Here is a 19,659-nt window from a genome sequence, read left to right on the forward strand (position 1 = left end):
GCCTTTTTCGGGGTTTCCCCCCCCGGGGGGGGCCCCCCCCGGGGGGGGGGGGGGGGGGCGGGGGGGGGGGGGGGGCCCGCGGCCCCCGGGGGGGGGGGGGGGGCGGGGGGCCCGGCCCCCCCCGCCGCCGGCGGGCGCCCGGCCCGCGGCCCCGCCTCGGGCCCGCTCCGGGGCTGGTACCGTCCGGGCTGATCAAGGTCGAATACGCCATCCCCGCGGGACTGTTGGAGCAGCGCATGCGTGACCCCGTCGCCCAGGACGCCGCCGAGGAAGCCTCGGCGTTCTCCCATCCCGCCGTCCACCCCGGCGCCTCGCTGCCGTACGGCGACCATCCGGACCAGGTCGTCGACTTCTACGCGCCGTACGGCGGCCGGGCCGACGCGCCTCTCGTGGTGCTCCTCCACGGCGGTGCGTGGCGGGCGCCCTACGACCGGGGCCATGTCACCCCGTTCGCGGACTTCCTGGCCCGCCGCGGACTCGCCGTGGCGAACGTCGAGTACCGCCGCGGGCGCGAGATCCCCGGGCAGCGCGGCGAGGCCCCGGTGGCGGGCCGGTGGCCCGACACCTTCGACGACGTGGCCGCCGCACTGGACGCCCTCCCCGAGCTGGCCGCGAAGGCGCTTCCCCAGGCCGACGCCCGGCGCACGGTGCTCACCGGGCACTCGGCGGGCGGGCACCTCGCCCTCTGGGCGGCCGCCCGCCACGTCCTGCCGGAGGGCTCGCCCTGGCGGCTGCCCGCCGCCCCGCCGCTGCGCGGTGTCGTCGCGCTCGCCCCGATCGCCGACCTCTCCGCGGCGGCCGGACTCGACGTGTGCGGCGGCGCGGTCGGCCAGCTGCTCGGCCCGGAGGAGGCGTACGAGGAGCGGGCTGCCCACGCGGACCCGGCCCTGCTGCTCCCCACCGGCATCGCCACGGTCGTGGTGCAGGGCCGCCGCGACATCGTCGTCCCCCAGGCCGTCGGCGAGTCCTTCGTCGAGGCCGCGGCGCGCTCGGGGGAGACGGTGGGGCTGACCCTGCTGGAGGAGGTCGGGCACTTCCCGCTGATCGACCCCGCCTCCGACGCCTGCGCCGTGGTCGCGGAGGAGATCGCCCAGCTGGCGTGGTGAGCCCGGCCGCCGCGGTCCCGCGCGGGGGCCCGGCGGGGCGGCGGCGGGGCGGCCGTCCGGTCCCCTCACCGGAGTCCGGTCCAACGGGACGCCCTGTAGTACTCGGGTCGACGGGACGCCCTGTAGTACTCGGGTCGACGGGACGCCCTGTAGTACTCAGGGCGGAGGCGCCGGGATCCGCACCCAAGGGGACGACCTTCCCCGCCCGTGCGCATACCGTCGACGCGTGACCCAGAAGACCCGCAGCCCCGAGTACGCCATGGCCCAGGGCCTGGTCGGGGGCCTCCGCCAGGACCTGCTCCTCGACCCCTTCGCCTACCGGCCCCTGCCACCCCTGTCACCCGACGGCCCGGTGGTGCGCCGCCTGCCCGGCGCGCGGATACGGCGGGGGGCCGTGTGGCTGCCGCACGCCCTCGTGCTGTTCCTCGCCTTCGTCTCCCTGATGCTCGCCCTCGACGAGGGCGGCGGCCTCGGCATGCTGCTGGTCGGCCTGGTCCCGGCCGGAGCGGTGGCGATGACGCTGATCCGGCCGGTCGGCGCCTGGTGGGTGTCGATCCTGAGCACCCCGTTCGTCACGGCCCTGGCCGGTGGTGGCGACTGGCCCTGGGGACCGTCCGGGTTCCTGTCCCACCTCGTGGTGATGACGGTGGTCGCCGCGCGGACCCGGCCCCGGACGGCGGCCTGGATGTGGGTCCTCACCTCGGTGTACGCGGCCCTCGCCGGCACCCTGCTGGCCGGCGGTTACGCCTCCCTGGGTCCGGCCATGGCCTTCTGCTCGGCCGTCTCCCTGCTCCTGGTGAGCATGGTCCTCGTCCGCCGCACCGCCAAGCAGGAGGTCGCCGCCCAGCAGACCGTCACCGCCGTCGAGCGGGACCGGCGCACCCTGCTGGAGGAGCGCACCACCATCGCCAGGGAACTCCACGATGTGGTGGCCCACCACATGTCGGTCGTCGCCATCCAGGCCGAGGCCGCCCCCTACCGGGTCGAGGACCCGCCGCCGGAGCTGGCGCAGGCCTTCGCGACCATCCGTGAGAACGCCGTCGCCGCACTGACGGAGCTGCGCCGCATCCTCGGCGTGGTCCGTGCGGAGGACTACGAGGCCCCCGACGCACCGCAGCCCGTGCTGCGCGACCTCGACGCCCTCCTCGCCAACGTCCGGGAGGCGGGACTGGAGACGGAGAAGACGGTCACCGGAGCGGTGCGCGAGCTGCCCCCGGGCGTGGAGCTGTCGGCGTACCGGATCATCCAGGAGGCCCTCAGCAACGCCCTGCGCCACGCCCCGGGTTCGCGGGCCACGGTCGAGATCGCGTATGTGCTCGGGGGGCTCGGGCTGCGCGTCGTGAACACCGCCCCCCAGGGAGCGCCCGCGACCGCCGCCGCGGCCCGCCCGGCGATGACCGGCGGCTCGGGGCACGGGATCACCGGCATGCGCGAGCGGGTCGGCATGCTGAACGGCGAGCTGACCGCGGCACCGACCGAGGAGGGCGGGTACGAGGTCACCGCCTTCGTCCCCGTCCCCGTCGCCCCCGCGACCGCACCCGGGGAGGGCTCGTGACCATCCGCGTCCTCATCGTCGACGACCAGGCCATGGTCCGCGAGGGCTTCTCGGTGCTGCTGAACGCCATGCCGGACATCGAGGTGGTCGGCGAGGCCGTCAACGGCCGCGAGGCGATCGGCAGGGTCGCCGAACTCGCCCCGGACGTGGTGCTGATGGACATCCGGATGCCCGAGATGAACGGCATCGAGGCCACCCGCGAGATCACCGCCGCGGACGGCGCGGCGAAGGTCCTGGTCCTGACCACCTTCGACCTGGACGAGTACGTGTACCAGGCGCTGCGGGCCGGGGCCTCGGGCTTCCTGCTCAAGGACGCCTCCGCCCGGCAGCTCGCCGAGGGGGTGCGGGTGGTCGCGCAGGGGGAGGCACTGCTGGCGCCGACGGTCACCCGGCGGCTGATCACCGAGTTCTCCCGGCTCGCGGAGGTGCCCCGCCCGGCGGCGCTGACGCAGATCGGCGACCTGACGGAACGGGAGACGGAGGTCCTGGTGCTGATCGCCCAGGGCCTGTCCAACGCCGAGATCGCCGCGCACCTCGTGGTGGCCGAGTCCACCATCAAGACCCATGTGAGCCGGGTGCTGGTGAAGCTGGGGCTGCGCGACCGGACCCAGGCGGCCGTCTTCGCCTACGAGGCGAGGCTGGTCACCCCGTCCTGAAAACGTGCGGGGGAGCCGCGGGGTGCTTCCCCGCACGCCCCCGAGCCGGTGCCGGCTCTTCCGGTCACGGCACCGGCGGCGCTAGCGTCCCGTCATGAACGCCCGTGCCCACGCCCCCGGCCCCCCGTCCGGCCCCCCGTCAGGCCTCCCGTCCCACGCCCCGGCCGAGCCCCCCGCAGGTCCCGACCCCGTCGCGCGGCTGTTCCGCCCGGCGGACGCGGACTTCGCCGCCGACCCCTACCCCGCCTTCGCGGAGCTCCGGGCGCTCGGCCGGGTCCACTGGTACGCACCGACGCGGCAGTACCTCGTCCCGCACCACGCGGACGTCTCGGCGCTGCTGCGCGACCGGCGCCTCGGCCGCACCTACCTGCACCGCTTCACCCACGAGGAGTTCGGGCGCCCTGCGCCGCCGCCCGCCCACGAGCCCTTCCACACCCTCAACGACCACGGGCTGCTCGACCTGGAGGCCCCGGACCACACCCGCATCCGCCGCCTGGTGACCAAGGCGTTCACCCCGCGGACCGTGCAGCGGCTGGAGCCCGTCGTGCGGCGGCTGGCCGCCGGGCTCGTCGGGGAGCTGCGGCGCGAGGGCGGGGGCGACCTGGTGGCGCAGCTCGCCGAGCCGCTGCCGGTCGCCGTGATCGCGGAGATGCTCGGCATCCCCGCCGCCGACCGGGGCCTGCTGCGCCCCTGGTCCGCCGACATCTGCGGGATGTACGAGCTGAACCCCTCCGAGGAGACCGCCGCCCGCGCGGTGCGGGCGTCGGTGGAGTTCGGCGACTACCTCCGGGAGCTGATCGCGCACCGCCGAGAGGACCCCGGCGAGGACCTGATCAGCGCCCTGATCGCCGCCCACGACGAGGGCGACCGGCTCAGCGCCCAGGAGATGGTCTCCACCTGCGTGCTGCTGCTGAACGCGGGCCACGAGGCGACCGTCAACACCACGGCGAACGGCTGGTGGACGCTGCTGCGGCATCCCGGAGCGCAGGAGGCCCTGCGGGCGGACCCCGCGCTGCTGCCCGCGGCCCTGGAGGAGCTGATGCGCTACGACACCCCGCTCCAGCTGTTCGAGCGCTGGGTGCTCGACGACATCGAGATCGACGGGACGGTGATCCCGCGCGGGGCGGAGCTGGCCCTGCTTTTCGGCTCCGCCAACCGCGACGGGGCGCGCTTCGAGCGCCCCGACGAACTGGACCTGGCGCGCGCGGACAACCCGCACATCAGCTTCGGCGCCGGGGTCCACTACTGCCTGGGCGCGCCCCTGGCGCGGCTGGAGCTGGCGGCCTCCTTCGGCGAGCTGCTGCACCGGGCCCCGGCCCTGCGCCTGGTGGCGGAGCCGGAGTGGAAGCCGGGGTTCGTGATCCGGGGGCTGGGGGAGCTGCGGGTGGAGTTCTGAGGGCCCCGCGCCGGGTGGAGTTCCGAGGGCCCCGCACCGGGTGGCTGGCGCGGGACGTCCTGCTGCGGTCAGCCGCCGCTCTCGACGGTGGCGAACTCCGGTCGCTGGTAGGGCTCCCACCAGCTGGTCAGCCCCCACACGCCCAGCGCCAGCGCCCCGGCGGCCGCGACGGCGGCGAGCAGCGGCCGGCGCCCGACGCGCAGCGCCAGCAGCCAGACGGCGAGCGGGACCAGGGCGCCCCCGAGCGCGATCAGGGGCAGGTCCAGGTAGAGCACGCTCAGGTCCCGGTGCTCGCTCTCGAGACCGCCGTGGATGTTCACCCGGGCCAGCGGCGCCCAGGCGAGCAGCGCGACCGCGCTGCCCGCGAAGGCGAGGAGCAGGCCGACGCAGCCGGTGCGGGCGGAGGTGGCGGGGCGGCCGGCGGGTCCGGTGCGCGCGGGAGTGTCCATGCTGCTGAGGACGCGGGACGGCCGGTGCCGGGTTCCCGGTCCGGTGGCGGGGCTGATGCTCCGTCGCCCTTCCCCGCGGGGGCGCGGGACGGGTCCCGGGCCCGGTGGGGCGCCCGGTGACCGGTGTCGGACCGTCGGGAAGCCGCGCCGGTGGTCGCGCGGGCAGCCTCCCCGGTCCGGGCGGATGCGTCGCCTCGGCGTACGGCGCAGGGGCCGCCCGCCACTTCTTCACCGGGAAGGACCGGCATGCCGGGGGGCGCCCCGGTCCGGACACCGCCACGATGGAACGCGCAGCCGTCACCTGGGAGGCACGTCGTGGCCGTGACCGAGGGAACCGTTCGCTTCCGTGGGCACCGAACCTGGTACCGATGCGTGGGCCTGCCCGGCTCCGGCGGGAGGATCCCGCTGCTCGTGATCAACGGCGGGCCGGGCTGCCCGCACGACTACCTGCAGGACCTCGCCGGACTGGCCGACGAGCACGGCCGCCCGGTCGTCTTCTACGACCAGCTCGGCTGCGGCCGGTCCGACCACCCGGACGACCCGGCACTCCGGGTCATGGAGACCTTCGTCGACGAGGTCGCAGCGGTGAGGGAAGCACTCGGGCTCGACCGGGCGCACGTGCTCGGTCACTCCTGGGGCAGCCAGGTGGCGCTGGAATACGCGCTCGGGCAGCCTCCCGGACTGACCGGCCTCGTCCTCGCCGGTCCGCTGGCGAGCGCACCCGACTACCAGGCCGAGGCGCGGCGGCTCAAGGAGTCGCTTCCCTCCGAGGTGCAGGACGTCATCGACCGGCACGAGGCCGACGGCACCACCGGGGACCCCGAGTACCAGGAAGCCACCCTGGAGTTCTACCGGCGCTGGCTCTGTCGGCTGGAACCCTGGCCCGAGCACGTCGTGCGCTCCTTCACGCAGTGGAACGAGGTCCTGTACGAGGCCATGTGGGGCGCCGAGTGGAACATCACCGGCAACCTCAAGGACTGGGACGTCACCTCCCGCCTCGGTGAGCTGGACCTGCCGGTGCTCGTCACCTCGGGACTCCACGACGCGACGACTCCTGCCATGGTCGGCCGGATCGCCGAGCGCATCCGCGGCGCCGAGTGGGTGGTCTTCGAGGAGAGCGCCCATCTGCCCTCGGTCGAGGAGCCGGACCGCTACCGGCAGGTCCTGGAGGCGTTCCTGGCCAGGGCGGACGCCGCCGAAGGGGCGGGACGCAGGCGGATCTGAGGGAGCCGTGCGCGGGGCGCCGCCGCGCCGGGGCGGCTCGCTCCCGCCATGGCACCGGAGACCGCGGGGGAACGGCCCCGGCCGACCGGCCGGGATCCGCGCTGCGGCAGGATGACCGCCATGGACACCGAGTCGCTCGTCAGCGTCTGGCGCCGCCTCCTCACCGGCCCCGGCACGTCCTGGGTGCTCTTCGAGCACGGCACCTGCGTGGTGCTCACCGGGTCGCCCGAGGGGGACCTCGCGGAGCAGGCCACCGGGATCCTCGGCGCGTTCGGCCCGGTGCGTGGGGGCTCCGCCGCGGGAGACTTCGGGGTGATCGACGTCAGGGACGCCGACGGCTGGGTGGTCACCGGCCACCACCGGGATGTCCTCACCTACGTCGCGCCCGGCGAGCCCGGCGGTCAGGAGCACGTCGACGTCGGGCTCTGCGGGCGCTCCAAGCGCCACCGGGACGGCACCGAACTGGGCGTCGTCCATGTCGAGGACCGTCGCGGCCCCGCGGGGGCGGCGTAGGGCGCACCGGCCCGAGCCCCCCACGCGGCCCGCGTGCCGGGCCGCCCGCACCCCACGGGACGGGGCGGCCCGGCACCGGCTCACCCCGCCAGGTCCCGCCTGCGCAGCCGTACCAGTCCGGCCGCCGTGAGCGCCGCCGCCAGCGCGGTCAGCACCCACACGGGCGTCCAGTCCATCGGTGTGCCGGGCAGCCTCGGCAGATGGGCGAACGGGGAGAGGTCCAGCACCGGTTGCGGCAGGTCGAGGGCCGGGCCGATCCACCCCAGGGCCAGGACCAGCCCGGCGACCCCCCAGGCGGCGGAGGCCGCCTGGGGCGACACCCCGTAGAGCAGCACGGCGAGGCCGCCGACCGCGAGGACGGCGGGGAGCTGCACCAGGCAGGCCCCCAGGACGGCCCCGCCGTCCTTCCCGTGCCCGAGCCACAGCCCGCCCGCCGCCAGGAGCAGGATCAGCGCGGAGCCGCCGAAGGCGATCACCAGGTGCCCGGCAGCCCAGCGCATCCGGCCGAGTGCGGCGGCGAGCATCGGCTCGGCCCGCTGGGAGGACTCCTCCCCGTGCAGCCGCAGCACCGAGCCCGTCACGTACAACCCGGCCACCAGCCCGAACAGGCCGCACATGGCGGAGAGGAAGGCCTCGGTCAGCCGGGCCTGGCCGCCCATCCGCTCGAAGACCGCGCGGGCCTGCTCGTTGTCGCCGACGAGTTCCGCGGCCCCGTCCACCATGCCGCCGAAGACGACTCCGGCCGCGAGGAAGCCGACCGACCAGCCCAGCAGCGACCCGCGCTGGAGGCGCCAGGCGAGTCCGCCCGCGCCCCCGATCCGCCCGTTCGCGGGGCCGGGGCGGGAGGCCAGGAAGCTCATGCCGACGTCCCGCCGGGAGGTCAGCGCGTAGGCGGCGGCCACCAGGAGCGCCGTGACGGCGGCGAAGACCGCCAGCACCCACCAGCGCTCTCCCCCGGTGCCGAAGGCGCGCACGTTCTCGGTCCAGCCCAGCGGCGAGAGCCAGGTGGCCGCGGCGCTGCCGTCGGCCTCCCCCGCGTCGCCCGCGGCCCGCAGCACGAAGGCCGCGCCGAGTGCTCCGGCCGTGGCGCCCTTGGCGAGGCGGGCGCTCTCGGTGACCTGGGCGGCGACGGCGGCCAGGGCGGCGAAGACCGCGCCCGCCCCGGCGACGGCCCCGCCGAGGGCGAGCGCCCCGGCGAGGCCCTGGCCGGCGAGGGCCGCCGTGACGACCAGCCCGAGCAGCGCGTTGCCGAGCAGGGCGGTCGCGAGCGCGGCCGTGAGCGGTGCGCGGCGCCCCAGCATGCCGGAGGAGAGCATCTCCTGACGCCCCGTCTCCTCCTCCTCGCGGGTGTGCCGCACCACCACGACCAGGCTCATCGAGGCGGCCAGGACGGCGGCGAAGACACCGAAGCGCCAGGCGGCCAGCGCGCCGACGGTGTCCCCGAAGACGGGTCCGACCAGGGAGCGCATCGAGCTGTTGGCGTTCATCGCGGCGGCGATGTCGGCCCGTTCGGCCGCCGTGGGGTAGAGGCCCTCCAGCGCACCGGTCCCGCCGGTGACCATGGCGCCGACGACCAGCATCCAGACGGGCAGCATCACCCGGTCGCGCCGCAGTGCGAGCCGGACCAGTGCGCCGGTCCCGGCGTACGGGCGGTGGCCCCGCGGGGGCGCGGCGGAGGGGGCCGCGGTCGCGGAGGCGACGGGGGTCATCGGGACGCCTCCTCGTCCGCGCCGGCCGGGGCGTAGTGGCGCAGGAACAGCTCTTCCAGGGTGGGCGGGGTGCTGGTCAGGGAGCGGACGCCGGAGCCGGTGAGGGAGCGCAGGACGGCGTCGATCTTGTCGGTGTCGACCTGGAGGCTCACCCGGTGGCCCTGCACCCGGAGGTCGTGCACTCCGGGGAGCTGCGCCAGCCCGTCCGGCGGGGCGGCGAGTTCGGCGGTGACGCTGGTGCGGGTGAGGTGGCGCAGCTCCGCGAGGGTCCCCGTCTCCACCGTCCGGCCCTGGCGGATGATGCTGACGCGGTCGCAGAGGCTCTCCACCTCGCTGAGGATGTGCGAGGAGAGCAGCACGGTCCGGCCCCGTTCGCGCTCCCTGGCCACGCAGCTGCGGAAGACGCCCTCCATCAGCGGGTCCAGGCCGGAGGTGGGCTCGTCGAGGATCAGCAGGTCGGCGTCCGAGGCGAAGGCGGCCACCAGGGCGACCTTCTGGCGGTTGCCCTTGGAGTAGCTGCGGCCCTTCTTGGTGGGGTCGAGTTCGAAGCGCTCGACCAGCTCGGCCCGGTGGGCCGGGTCGAGTCCGCCCCGCAGCCGCCCGAAGAGGTCGATGACCTCCCCGCCGGACAGGTTGCGCCACAGCGTGACGTCGCCGGGGACGTAGGCGATCCGGCGGTGCAGCTCCACCGCGTCGTGCCAGGGGTCGCCGCCGAGGACCCGGACGCTGCCCGCGTCGGCGCGCAGCAGGCCCAGAAGGACCCGGATGGTGGTCGATTTGCCCGACCCGTTGGGGCCGAGGAACCCGTGGACCTCGCCGGGTGCGACATCGAGGTCCAGGCCGTCCAGGGCGTGGGTCCGCCCGAACGACTTGTGCAGCCCGGAGACCGTGATTGCCTTCGTCATGGCTCTGAACGTACGCTCGCTTCACAACTTTGTGAAGTTAAGGAAACGTATGAAACGCGTATAGACTCGGGCCCGAACGGCCGGACGAAGGAGACGATGAGCCGATGGACGGCAACGGGGACGCGGCAGCCGACGAGGCCCTGTCGCGCTTCGTGGAGCGCTTCGCCTCGGAGCTGACCGAGGCCGGGATGCAGCGCATGGCCGCGCGGGTGTTCGCCGCCCTGTTCGCCTCGGAGACGGCCTCGATGACCTCCGCGGAACTCGCCGGGCAGCTGAGGATCAGCCCCGCCGCCGTGTCCGGAGCCGTCCGCTACCTGTCCCAGGTCAACATGGTCGGACGCGAGCGCGAGCCCGGCTCCCGCCGCGACCGCTACGTCCTCCACAACGAGCTCTGGTACGAGGCGATCGCCCACCGCGACGAGGTGCTCGTCCGCTGGAGGAAGATCCTGAGCGACGGCGCCGAGACCCTGGGGCCGGACTCCGCCGCGGGGGCCCGCGCGGCCGAGACCGCCGAGTTCTTCGAGTTCATCCGCCACGAACTGCGCGCCATGCTGGTGCGCTGGCGCGAGCACAAGGCCCGGGGCGCCGACGGGTCCGGGGACGGCGCGGACTCCGGCGCGGACCCCGCTCCGGAATCCGGGGCGGACTCCGCCGTTAGCGCGGCCCCGCGCTGACCCGCGCCCCCGCGAGCAGTCCGGTCAGCAGGTCCCGGTCCTCCGGGTCCCCGTGGCGCAGCTCCTCGTAGGGGTGCGCGGGCCAGTAGGCGCGGCCCTCGATCCACACCGCGGCCGTCCGCACGCCGCCGTCCTGGCGGAGCCTCAGCTCCAGCGTCCCGACCGGCTCCACCGGCGGTCCCCCCTGCGCGGGCGTGCCGGAGACGGGGAAGAGCAGGGCGAGCACGGCCTCGGGCGGGTCGCCCGCGCCGTCCGCCGGGTCGCCGGTCCCGGCGGGCGGCCGGGCGGGGAAGAGGACCAGTACCGGTGCGCCCTGGCCGGGGGAGTGCACCAGCGCGTACCGCCGCTCCCCGGGGACGCCGGAACGTGCCGTGAGCGCGAGCCTCCGGGCGGCGGGCACGCCCCAGGTGAGGGCCCGGTACGCCGAGTACAGCGCGTAGAGCGCCCCGGAGGCGGCCACCAGGACGGCCATCGGCGAGACCTCGGCGGAGGTGCCCAGCACCACCGCGGCCCCGCAGGCGAGCCCCGCACCCAGGAGCACCTGGGGCAGCTGCGACAGGCTCCGCAGCGTCCGCACCCGCCACCAGGCCACCCGGCGCACGTCGGCCTCCGCCCGGCCCCGGCCCTCCGCCGGCGGGCTCGGGGCCTGGCGCCGGGCCTCGGCCGCGAACGCCGCGTACCCGGTGCCCGGCGCCGGGCCCTCCGAGGGCTCCGCGCGCCCGACCGGGGTCGGCCCGGTCCCGCCCGCGTCCCGGTCCGCGCCGGGGCGCGGCGCCCGCACGCGGGCGACGACGCGGCGCGCCACGCCCCCGGCCACGCCCAGCAGCAGCAGGGCGAGCCCGGTCATCCCCGTCGCGTCGGTGGCGGCGGCGCCGGGCCGGTCGGCCCCCGGCGCGTACAGCTCGCCCTTCCAGGGGCCGCTCGACACGGCGTAGCCGACGTCCCAGTCCGCGAGCAGCGGATCGCGGTCGGCGTCGCAGGAGAAGTCCCCGGTACGGGCCGTGCCGTCGAAGGGGTCCGTCCAGGCCACCCGGCAGCGGCCGTCCGGCTGCTCCTGCACCACGGTCAGCTCGACCTGCGGGTCGTCCGGAGTCCCCGACCAGGCGAGGGCGAGACTCGTGCACACGGCGCCGACCAGCAGGACCCAGCGGAACAGCCCCCGGCGCCGGGCCCTCCCCGGGCGCCCCGGCAGGTCCCCGCCGGACTCGGGGGCGCCGTCCCGGGAGCCGTGTCCCCCGGGCACACCGGAGGCAGGCGCGGAAGCAGGAACGGAGGCAGGCCCGGAGGCAGACGCGGAGGCAGGCCCGGAGGACAGCCCCTGGCTCTCCGCCATGCGTACGAGGCTGCGCCGCTGCCGCTCCCCGCGCACGGGCTTCGCCCAGATCAGCGCGTCATGGTCGGGCGGCGCGAGCACCCCACCGCGCAGCGGGTCGCCGCACCACCGCAGGACGCCGGCGGGGCCGGGGTCGGCCAGGTGGTAGCGCTGCCGGATGGCGACCACCCGCAGCGGCAGCAGCCCCCCGGTCGCGGGGTCGCGCAGGATCGCCGCGGCCGCGTGCAGTCCGCTGGGCGCCGAACGCGCTTCGCAGACCTGCCACGGGCCGGCGGCGAGGGCGGCGGCCATACGGCGCCCCACCAGGAGGGAGCCGATCCCGATGCCGGTCGCTGTCACGCACAGGACGAAGGCGAGGAAGACCACCCGCTCCGCGATACCGCCCGCCATGGCCAGGGCCACCCCGAGCGCCCCCAGGCCCGGCCCGGCGAGCAGCAGGTGCCGGGCCCGTCGGCGGTAGGCGTGCAGCGCCGCGGCGGTGCGCCGATCGTCGGCGGCCCGGGGGAGGGACGGGGAGCCCGGCGGGGACGCGGCCCCCGGGGAGAGCGCCGCACCACGGTCGGCGGACGGTGGCGGGGTGTCCGGGGCGGGTGCGGGCGGTTCCGCCGCGGTGTGGTCCGCCGGTGTCCCGCCCTCGCCCGTGTCGAACGGCTCGCGCTCGCCCATGCCCCACCCCTGTCCCTGTGCTCTCACCGCGGAACCCTAGGACACGGCCCCGCGCCCCCTCCGGGCAGCCCCGGTGCAGGTCAGACCGGCGGCAGAGTCAGCCCCCAGGCGCCCGGCCGGAGCGTCCAGGTGCGGGTGCGGACGGGGCCGGTGACATGGGCGTCGGCCCGGTAGCGGAAGTCCGGACCCGAGACGGTGACGGTGAGGGCCTCGGCGCGGACGGGCTCGGACACCGCGGGGCGCCGCACCACCACCCGCGCCCGGCCCGCGGCGCCCGCCTGGACGCTCACGGCCTCCACCGGCTGGTCCAGATCGGCGAGGAGCACCCCGTCGGCCTCCACACGCAGCCGCTGGGGGCGGGGCGCCGCCGGGGGCGGTGCCGGGCGGGTGAGCGTGCGCACCAGGGAGCGGGCCGCCCGCAGCACCGGGCTCCCGGGCCGCGGCGCCGGGCCGAGGGCGGGGATCGTCAGCCCGCCGAGGACCACGCCGTCCGACTCGTCCACCAGCAGGTCCAGCCGCCGCACCGCGCCGTCCAGGACCGTGCGCGCCGCACCCACCGCCCCGGTGGGCACGCCCAGGGAGTGCGCCAGGTGCACCGAGGGGCCGACGGGGACGACGGCCAGCGCCCCGTCGCCCAGCCAGCGGTCGCGGTGGAGGAGAGAGACGGCGCGCAGCAGCGCCCGGTCGTCGCCGACCACCACCGGCCGCCGGGAGCCCCGCCGGGCGAGGGCGCGGGCGAACTCCTCCGGGCTCTCCGGAAGGCAGATCTTCGCCTCGGAGCCACCGCACAGGACATCCTTCGCGATCCGCACGGACTCGCCGTCGATTCGGCGGGCGACCGGGTCGATGACCACCAGCAGCTGGTCGTGAGCCGACACCTCGGTCCTTCCTCGGGTAGCATCTTTGTGCAAGAGCCCCTTGCGCTATTGCGCCAGGGGCTTCGTCTATTCCGGGGCAACCGGTCCGAAGACTCAGGCACGGCTCAGGCCCCCTGACCTTGGTCTTGCCCCGCCCGGAAGGGGTGTACGCCTGTGCCCGCACTTGTGCTGCTCGGTGCTCAGTGGGGTGACGAGGGCAAGGGAAAGGCCACCGACCTGCTCGGTGGATCCGTCGACTATGTGGTGCGCTACCAGGGTGGTAACAACGCAGGCCACACGGTCGTCGTCGGTGATCAGAAGTATGCGCTGCACCTCCTCCCTTCCGGAATCCTCTCGCCCGGTTGCACGCCGGTCATCGGCAACGGTGTCGTGGTGGACCCGGCCGTCCTGCTCTCCGAGCTGAGCGGGCTGAACGACCGCGGTGTCGACACGTCCAAGCTGCTGGTCAGCGGCAACGCTCACCTGATCACGCCGTACAACGTCACCGTGGACAAGGTGACGGAACGGTTCCTTGGGAAGCGCAAGATCGGCACCACCGGACGCGGCATCGGCCCGACGTACGCGGACAAGATCAACCGCACCGGCATCCGCGTCCAGGACCTCTACGACGAGTCGATCCTCCAGCAGAAGGTCGAGGCGGCCCTCGACACCAAGAACCAGCTGCTGACCAAGGTCTTCAACCGGCGCGCCATCGAGGCCGACCGGATCGTGGAGGAGATGCTCCAGTACGCGGAGCAGATCAGGCCCTACGTCGCCGACACCACGCTGATCCTGAACAACGCCGTGGACGAGGGCAAGGTCGTCCTCTTCGAGGGCGGCCAGGGCACGCTGCTCGACGTCGACCACGGCACGTACCCCTTCGTCACCTCCTCCAACCCGACCGCGGGCGGCGCCTGCACCGGTGCGGGCGTCGGCCCGACGAAGATCAGCCGGGTCATCGGCATCCTCAAGGCGTACACCACCCGCGTCGGCGCCGGTCCCTTCCCGACCGAGCTCTTCGACGAGGACGGCGAGGCGCTGCGCCGCATCGGCGGCGAGCGCGGTGTGACCACCGGCCGCGACCGCCGCTGCGGCTGGTTCGACGCGGTCATCGCCCGCTACGCGACCCGGGTCAACGGTCTGACGGACTTCTTCCTCACCAAGCTGGACGTGCTCACCGGCTGGGAGCAGATCCCGGTCTGCGTCGCCTACGAGATCGACGGCAAGCGCGTCGAGGAGCTGCCCTACTCGCAGACCGACTTCCACCACGCGAAGCCGATCTACGAGACCCTGCCGGGCTGGTCCGAGGACATCACCAAGGCCAAGACCTTCTCCGACCTGCCGAAGAACGCGCAGGCGTACGTGAAGGCGCTGGAGGAGATGTCGGGAGCCCCGATCTCCGCGATCGGTGTGGGCCCCGGCCGCACCGAGACGATCGAGATCAACTCCTTCCTGTAGGGAGCCCACCGGGCGACCGGTGCGAAGGCCCGCTCCGGGGACGCCAGTCCCCGGAGCGGGCCTTCGCCGTGGGTGCGTGCGCATGCGCGGCTAGGCTGTCCCGGCGGGAAGGGGGCGGTCGGGAGTGAGCGCGAGGAAGCCGCCGACGGAGCGCAGGCGGCGGCTGGGCACGGAGCTGCGGCGGATGCGGGAGCGGGCGGGGTTGTCGCTGACCGCGGCGGCCACCCTCCACGGTGTGGACAAGACCACGATCAGCAACAGCGAGTCCGCGCGGTTCGGCGTCAGCCCCGACCGGGTGCGCGTCTGGGCCGCCAACTTCGCCTGTCCGGACCCGGCGTATGTCGATGCCCTGGCCGCGATGGCAGGTGAGCGCGGCTCGCACTGGTGGGACGAGTACCGGGGCGCGCTCTCCGCGCCCGTGATCGACATTGCGGAACTGGAGCACCATGCGGTCGCGCTGCGCTCGTCGCTGATCCTGCACCTGCCCGGACTGCTCCAGGAACCCGACTACATGCGGGCGGTCTTCGAGGAGGCCGTCCCCGCCCTGTCACCAGAACTCCTCGACAGGAACATCGAGTTCCGCAGGGCGCGGCAGCGCATTCTCGACGCGCCGGCCGGGCCTCCCTGCGATTTCCTCGTCCACGAATCAGCGTTGCGTGTGGCTTTCGGTGGCCGTCAGGTGATGGCGCGCCAACTGGCGTACCTGCTGAAAGGGTCGGAGCGCGAGAACGTCCGCGTGCGGGTCATCCCCTTCGCGGCGGGTGGCATTCCGAACGCCGGGTCCTCGGCTGTCTACGCCGAAGGCCCGGTTCCCGCCCTGGACACGGTGCAGATCGATGTGCCTCACGGGACGATCTTCTGCCACGCGGAGGCAGACCTCGTCAGGTACCGTCACGTGCTGGGCCGAGTGGAGCAGCGTTCGCTGGACCCGGGTGCGTCGCAGGACTTCATCCGGGCGGTGCTGCGAGAGATGTGAGGGTTGATTCGGGTGAACTTCTCCGGAGTGAACTGGCGCAAGTCGTCCTTCTCGGACCAGGAGGGCAACTGCGTCGAACTGGCTGAGTTCGAGGGGGACATCCTCGTGAGGGAGAGCGACGACCCCTCGGTCGTCGTCCGCACGAGCAGGCGCAAGCTCCAGGCGTTCCTGGACGGCGCCAAGGCAGGGGAGTTCGACGACCTGGTGTGAGAGGACCGGCATATGCCGTTCCTGTGTTCGTGACGCCTAAATGTTGATGTGTGTTGGCTTCGCGCGCTACCGTTCAACTACTCGCGGTGACAGCTCTGTTGCCGTGAGCACGAATGCGCCCCGGCGGTGTTAGCGGCACCCCGGGGCACGGCCAACGTCCCCTCCATACAAAGGAACACGTCAGCATGTCCCAGACTATCCGGCGCGCCATCCGGTACGCAGCATGGTGTCTTCTCCCGCCCCGGCGCCAAGAGCCGACGCCCGCCCCCGCCCCCGCCCCCCGTGTGACCTCCCCGCACCGCCCCCGGTCCCTCCGGGCCCTTCGTGACGCGGTTCCGCTCGACCACCCCGGCCGCCTGGTGCGCCCCTACCTCCTCGCCCACGAGCAGCAGGAGCGGCGGGCGGAGACGGAGGTGGCGGCGGCCGGGAACCACCTGGGGCCGTGGTTCCTCCACGGGTACGAGGCCGGCCTGCCCGTGAGGGGAGCGGCGGCATGAGCGACGCCGACAGGATGCGGATCAGCCGGGTGCCCGGCAAGCCCGTGCGGCGGGACAGGGACGGAGGGCTGGTGGTCGACCTCTGGCTCACCCGGGCCGGGGCCTTCGCCACGGATCTTCCGCTGCGGCTCACCCCCGCCGAAGCGGAGGTGCTGCACGCGCAGTTGTGCTTCGCGCTGGACGACGTGCCGCTCCCCGGGGCGGGGCAGCGGGTGCCGGACTGCCGGGGACCCGCCCGCGCCCCCACCCTGCGGTGGCCCTGAGCCCTGAGCCCTGAGCCCCGATCCCCGAGTGCCGAGTGCCGGGCGGCCGGACGGCGGCCGCCCGGACACGGGCGCGCGCCCCCGCCTCCCGACCGGCGGGTAACCGGGGGCGTGTTCCGGCTGTCGTCCCGGTCTCGTAGCATCCCGGGCATGAACGACGGGGAGCCCGGCAGACGGGTGATCGACGGCCGCTTCGAGCTTCAGGCACGGCTCGGGGGCGGCGGCATGGGCATGGTGTGGCGCGCGCGCGATCTGGTGCTGGACCGGGCCGTCGCCCTCAAGGAGGTGCGGCCGCCCGATCCGGGGCTGGCCGAGTACGACCCCGAGGCCGCGGCCATGCTCCGCGCCCGTGTGCTGCGCGAGGCGCGGGCGCTCGCGCGCGTCGATCACCCCAACGTGGTGACCATCCACCACGTGGTCGACGGCGACGAGCACGCCTACCCCTGGATCGTCATGGAGCTGGTGACGGGAGGCTCGCTGGCCGACCTCCTCGCCCGCGGGCCGATGGAGCCCAGGGAGGCCGCCCGGCTGGGCCGGGAGGTGCTCTCCGCGCTGCGCGCCGCGCACGCCGCGGGGATCCAGCACCGGGACGTCAAGCCCGCCAACGTGCTGCTGCGGCCCGACGGACGGCCCGTGCTCACCGACTTCGGCATCGCCGCCATCCGCGAGTCCACGGCCCTGACCGCCACCGGCTCCGTCATCGGCACGCCCGACTTCATGGCGCCCGAGCGCATCTCCGGGGGCGACGGCGGGCCCGAGTCCGACATCTGGTCGCTCGCGATGATGCTCTACGTCGCGGTGGAGGGGCACCACCCGCTGCGCAAGGGCACCACCCTGGCCACGCTGGCCGCCGTGCTCAGCGAGGAGCTGCCGCCGCCGCGCCAGGCGGGCCCGCTGGCTCCGGCGCTCCGCGCGATCCTGGTCAAGGACGCCTCCGTGCGGCCCGACGCCGCCGCCGTGGACGAACTCCTGCGCCGGGCGGAGGAGGGCGGCCAGGGCCCCGCGGCGCCCGCCGGGGGACCCGCCACCTCCTACCACCTGACCCCGCCCACCCCGCCCGCCGGGGGCGGGTACGGCACCCCCACCCCGCCCCCCGGCGGTGTGTTCGGTGCCCCGACCCCGCCCACGGGGGGCGGCTACGGAGCCCCGGCGGGCGGGTACGGGCCGCCCGCCACGGCGCCCGTCCTCCCGGCCGGGGCGGACGGCGCGCGCCGCGGCGTCCGGCGCGGGCGGGGTGTCGCGGTCGGCGCCGCGGCCGCCTCCGTCGCCCTGACCGGCACCCTGGTCTGGGCGTTCCTCCCGGACGGCGGTGACGAGGACCCCGGCGGCGCCAAGGGCCGGGGCACCGTGGCCACGGGCTCCCCCGGCACCTCCGCGACCCCCGGCGCCGACCCGGTCGACGCGGAGGAGCAGCCCGAGGAGACGACCGACCTGCTCACCCCGGACGGCATCCGCACCGCCGTGGCCGCGCTGAAGGAGGCCGCCGGCACGGACCGGATGAGCCGGCTGTCCGTCTATCCGGAGCACGTCTCCGCCAACGTCATGGTCGGCGACAGCAAGACCCGCTACGACAGCTGGAGCTACCGCCCCGGCCAGGGCGCGGAGAAGGGCATCATCAGCGGGTCGGTCACCTCGATGGAGAGCGCCTTCGACGTGGACGACTTCGACTGGGACGTCGTCCCGGCCCTGTTCACGCGGGCCGAGAAGGAGCTGAACGTCACGGACGCCACCTCCCGCTATCTGCTGGTCGAGGGCGACGACCCGACCTTCGGGGACCCGCAGCACATGTCCGCCTACCTCTCCAACGACTACAGCGAGGTCGGCTATCTGACGGCGGACCCCAAGGGCAAGGTGACCCTGGTGATGCCCCACGAGGACCGGGACTGACGGCCCGGCCCCCGCTCGGGTCCGGCGGTCAGCCCGCCTCGGGCGCGTCGACGATCTCCCCCTGCTCGTCGACGGTGTGGGTGCGCCAGTAGAGGTCCCACTCGTCGTCCACGTGCTGGGGCACCTTGCCCTCCGGGTAGCGGGTGTACCCCTCGGGCACCGGGTCGCCGTCCGCGACGCAGGCGGAGCCGGTGGCGCCCACGGTCATGACCGGGTACTCGCCGCCCGCGCAGATGGCGTCCCGGAAGGTCACGGAGCAGCCGGTGAGCGTCAGCGCGGCCGCCGCGCCCGCGAGCGCGCAGGCGGCCGCCGTGCGGACCCGGCGGCGGGCGGATGCGGCGGCGGTCGGGCGGACGGGCTGCGGGACGGGCTCGGGCACGGTGGTCTCCCCTGTTCCGGTCTTGGTCCCGACCACTGTCGCCGACCGGCGGCGCCGGGCGCCTGAGTACCGCTACTCATCCGCCGCACTGGGGTCAGGGGTGCTCGAAGCCCTGGAGCACCCCGGCCGCGGTGAAGCACAGCGCCCCGGTGAGGGTGCCCCAGTTCGACACCGCCAGGCTCACGGGCGCGTCGAGTTCGGGGGTGACCAGGGCGGTCAGTGCCGCGAGCATGAACAGCCCGGAGCCCAGCAGGTTCACGGCCACCACCCACCAGCCGAGGTCGCGGGTCCGGATGCCGGACGGTCCGTGGCAGACCTCCGCGAGGGCCAGCTGCCCGGAGACGAGGAAGAGCACGCACCCGATCACGTCCGGCGCCCACACCAGCCGCGCGGCCTGCTGGACCGTCAGCCCCTGGAGGAAGGAGTCGAGCAGGTTGACGCCGAAGACCAGGGTTCCGGCGAAGAGCAGGAAGGTGCCGAGCCAGTCGATGCGCAGCGGCTCGTAGCTCCACCACCGCCAGGCCACGGGCGCCAGGCGGTCGGCTCCGGGCCGCCGCTCGGGAGCGTTGATCGTCTGGAGCAGGGAGACGTAGCCGCCGGAGGTGAAGAAGAGGCCGCCGGTGAAGTAGGCGACCGTGCTCGTGGTGGCGTCCGCGCCCGCCAGCGCGGCCGCCGCCCCGGCGGCGAAGAGCCCGCCGCCGAGGGCGAAGGAGACGGCGGCGAGGGCGTTGAGCCGGCCCAGCCGGGCGAGGGTGCGGGCGTCCGCCCGCCGGGGGGTGGCGAGCGCACCGCCCGCCGGGCGGACGGTCAGCTCACCCCGCTTGCGGACCCGGCGCGACTCCCAGACCGCCGTCCCGCCCTCCGGGCTGTGCCAGGTCCTGCGGGTGACGAACGGCCCGGCGCCCTCGGTCAGCTCCTCGCGGGGTTCCCGGTCGCGGTGCACGGG

21 protein-coding genes are annotated in these 19,659 nt (G+C 75.1%); 13 read left to right on the forward strand and 8 right to left on the reverse strand.

What is annotated here, in order from left to right:
* Positions 1-236 precede the first annotated feature (236 nt).
* The 4 genes from ACGF15_RS20865 (at position 237) to ACGF15_RS20880 (ending at position 4,713) form a co-directional block, all read left to right on the forward strand.
* A complete protein-coding gene (locus tag ACGF15_RS20865; protein WP_345611611.1) occupies positions 237-1,106 on the forward strand; it encodes an alpha/beta hydrolase in 870 nt (289 codons plus the stop codon).
* A 259-nt stretch (positions 1,107-1,365) separates the two neighbouring features.
* A complete protein-coding gene (locus ACGF15_RS20870) occupies positions 1,366-2,661 on the forward strand; it encodes a sensor histidine kinase (RefSeq protein WP_392801237.1) in 1,296 nt (431 codons plus the stop codon).
* Positions 2,658-3,317: a response regulator transcription factor gene (locus ACGF15_RS20875; RefSeq protein WP_345611609.1), complete on the forward strand. Its 660-nt coding sequence runs from the start codon at positions 2,658-2,660 to the stop codon at positions 3,315-3,317. Before ACGF15_RS20870 ends, ACGF15_RS20875 begins: the two co-directional genes overlap by 4 nt.
* A gap of 94 nt (positions 3,318-3,411) precedes the next feature.
* On the forward strand, positions 3,412-4,713 hold the full coding sequence (locus ACGF15_RS20880) for a cytochrome P450 (protein ID WP_392800907.1): 1,302 nt from the start codon (positions 3,412-3,414) through the stop codon (positions 4,711-4,713).
* Between the two features lie 68 nt (positions 4,714-4,781).
* Here ACGF15_RS20880 and ACGF15_RS20885 read toward each other — a convergent pair whose 3' ends face one another.
* Entirely contained in the window at positions 4,782-5,162 is a 381-nt protein-coding gene (locus tag ACGF15_RS20885) for a hypothetical protein (protein ID WP_392800910.1), read from the reverse strand.
* 246 nt (positions 5,163-5,408) lie between these two features.
* Between ACGF15_RS20885 and ACGF15_RS20890 the strand changes: the two genes are divergently transcribed.
* Both ACGF15_RS20890 and ACGF15_RS20895 read left to right on the forward strand, forming a co-directional pair.
* Entirely contained in the window at positions 5,409-6,386 is a 978-nt protein-coding gene (locus ACGF15_RS20890; RefSeq protein WP_392800913.1) for a proline iminopeptidase-family hydrolase, read from the forward strand.
* Positions 6,387-6,506: 120 nt separating this feature from the next.
* Complete coding sequence (locus ACGF15_RS20895; RefSeq protein ID WP_362613748.1) at positions 6,507-6,899, forward strand: hypothetical protein; 393 nt, start codon at positions 6,507-6,509, stop codon at positions 6,897-6,899.
* 80 nt (positions 6,900-6,979) lie between these two features.
* Here ACGF15_RS20895 and ACGF15_RS20900 read toward each other — a convergent pair whose 3' ends face one another.
* Together ACGF15_RS20900 and ACGF15_RS20905 are read right to left on the reverse strand one after the other, a co-directional pair.
* Complete coding sequence (locus tag ACGF15_RS20900) at positions 6,980-8,608, reverse strand: ABC transporter permease (RefSeq protein ID WP_345611601.1); 1,629 nt, start codon at positions 8,606-8,608, stop codon at positions 6,980-6,982.
* On the reverse strand, positions 8,605-9,513 hold the full coding sequence (locus ACGF15_RS20905) for an ATP-binding cassette domain-containing protein (protein ID WP_392800917.1): 909 nt from the start codon (positions 9,511-9,513) through the stop codon (positions 8,605-8,607). Before ACGF15_RS20905 ends, ACGF15_RS20900 begins: the two co-directional genes overlap by 4 nt.
* Positions 9,514-9,617: 104 nt before the next feature.
* Between ACGF15_RS20905 and ACGF15_RS20910 the strand changes: the two genes are divergently transcribed.
* Positions 9,618-10,187, forward strand: coding sequence for a MarR family transcriptional regulator (locus ACGF15_RS20910; RefSeq protein WP_345611597.1), 570 nt, complete (start codon positions 9,618-9,620; stop codon positions 10,185-10,187).
* On the opposite strand, the gene ACGF15_RS20915 is transcribed toward ACGF15_RS20910, so the two are convergent.
* Both ACGF15_RS20915 and ACGF15_RS20920 read right to left on the reverse strand, forming a co-directional pair.
* Positions 10,168-12,213: a hypothetical protein gene (locus ACGF15_RS20915; protein WP_392800920.1), complete on the reverse strand. Its 2,046-nt coding sequence runs from the start codon at positions 12,211-12,213 to the stop codon at positions 10,168-10,170. The genes ACGF15_RS20910 and ACGF15_RS20915 overlap by 20 nt on opposite strands.
* 53 nt (positions 12,214-12,266) lie before the next feature.
* Positions 12,267-13,064: a diacylglycerol kinase gene (locus tag ACGF15_RS20920; RefSeq protein WP_345611592.1), complete on the reverse strand. Its 798-nt coding sequence runs from the start codon at positions 13,062-13,064 to the stop codon at positions 12,267-12,269.
* 153 nt (positions 13,065-13,217) lie between these two features.
* On the opposite strand from ACGF15_RS20920, the gene ACGF15_RS20925 reads away from it, so the two are divergent.
* Complete coding sequence (locus ACGF15_RS20925) at positions 13,218-14,501, forward strand: adenylosuccinate synthase (protein ID WP_256522576.1); 1,284 nt, start codon at positions 13,218-13,220, stop codon at positions 14,499-14,501.
* Between the two features lie 90 nt (positions 14,502-14,591).
* Here the strand turns inward: ACGF15_RS20925 and ACGF15_RS20930 are convergent, their stop codons facing one another.
* Positions 14,592-14,744 (reverse strand): hypothetical protein, encoded by a 153-nt coding sequence (locus tag ACGF15_RS20930; RefSeq protein WP_345612509.1) that lies wholly within the window; start codon positions 14,742-14,744, stop codon positions 14,592-14,594.
* Between ACGF15_RS20930 and ACGF15_RS20935 the strand changes: the two genes are divergently transcribed.
* The 5 genes from ACGF15_RS20935 (at position 14,686) to ACGF15_RS20955 (ending at position 18,334) form a co-directional block, all read left to right on the forward strand.
* Positions 14,686-15,477 carry a helix-turn-helix transcriptional regulator gene (locus ACGF15_RS20935; protein WP_345612458.1) on the forward strand — a complete coding sequence of 264 codons (792 nt, stop codon included), beginning with the start codon at positions 14,686-14,688 and terminating at the stop codon, positions 15,475-15,477. The genes ACGF15_RS20930 and ACGF15_RS20935 overlap by 59 nt on opposite strands.
* 12 nt (positions 15,478-15,489) lie before the next feature.
* Positions 15,490-15,687: a DUF397 domain-containing protein gene (locus tag ACGF15_RS20940; RefSeq protein ID WP_345611590.1), complete on the forward strand. Its 198-nt coding sequence runs from the start codon at positions 15,490-15,492 to the stop codon at positions 15,685-15,687.
* A 185-nt stretch (positions 15,688-15,872) separates the two neighbouring features.
* Entirely contained in the window at positions 15,873-16,184 is a 312-nt protein-coding gene (locus ACGF15_RS20945) for a hypothetical protein (RefSeq protein ID WP_392800925.1), read from the forward strand.
* Positions 16,181-16,447, forward strand: a complete 267-nt coding sequence (locus ACGF15_RS20950) for a hypothetical protein (protein ID WP_345611586.1) — start codon at positions 16,181-16,183, stop codon at positions 16,445-16,447. The genes ACGF15_RS20945 and ACGF15_RS20950 overlap by 4 nt, the downstream gene beginning before the upstream one ends.
* Before the next feature lie 150 nt (positions 16,448-16,597).
* Entirely contained in the window at positions 16,598-18,334 is a 1,737-nt protein-coding gene (locus ACGF15_RS20955) for a serine/threonine-protein kinase (RefSeq protein WP_392800928.1), read from the forward strand.
* A gap of 28 nt (positions 18,335-18,362) precedes the next feature.
* Here ACGF15_RS20955 and ACGF15_RS20960 read toward each other — a convergent pair whose 3' ends face one another.
* Together ACGF15_RS20960 and ACGF15_RS20965 are read right to left on the reverse strand one after the other, a co-directional pair.
* The gene (locus ACGF15_RS20960) at positions 18,363-18,713 is read right to left on the reverse strand and encodes an SCO0607 family lipoprotein (protein ID WP_376429012.1); all 351 of its coding nucleotides are present in this window, start codon (positions 18,711-18,713) and stop codon (positions 18,363-18,365) included.
* A 94-nt stretch (positions 18,714-18,807) separates the two neighbouring features.
* On the reverse strand, positions 18,808-19,656 hold the full coding sequence (locus ACGF15_RS20965) for a hypothetical protein (RefSeq protein ID WP_392800931.1): 849 nt from the start codon (positions 19,654-19,656) through the stop codon (positions 18,808-18,810).
* Between the last annotated feature and the right edge of the window lie 3 nt (positions 19,657-19,659).

The sequence above is a fragment of the Streptomyces sp. NPDC048001 genome, from assembly GCF_043203115.1.
GTDB lineage: Bacteria > Actinomycetota > Actinomycetes > Streptomycetales > Streptomycetaceae > Streptomyces > Streptomyces sanyensis.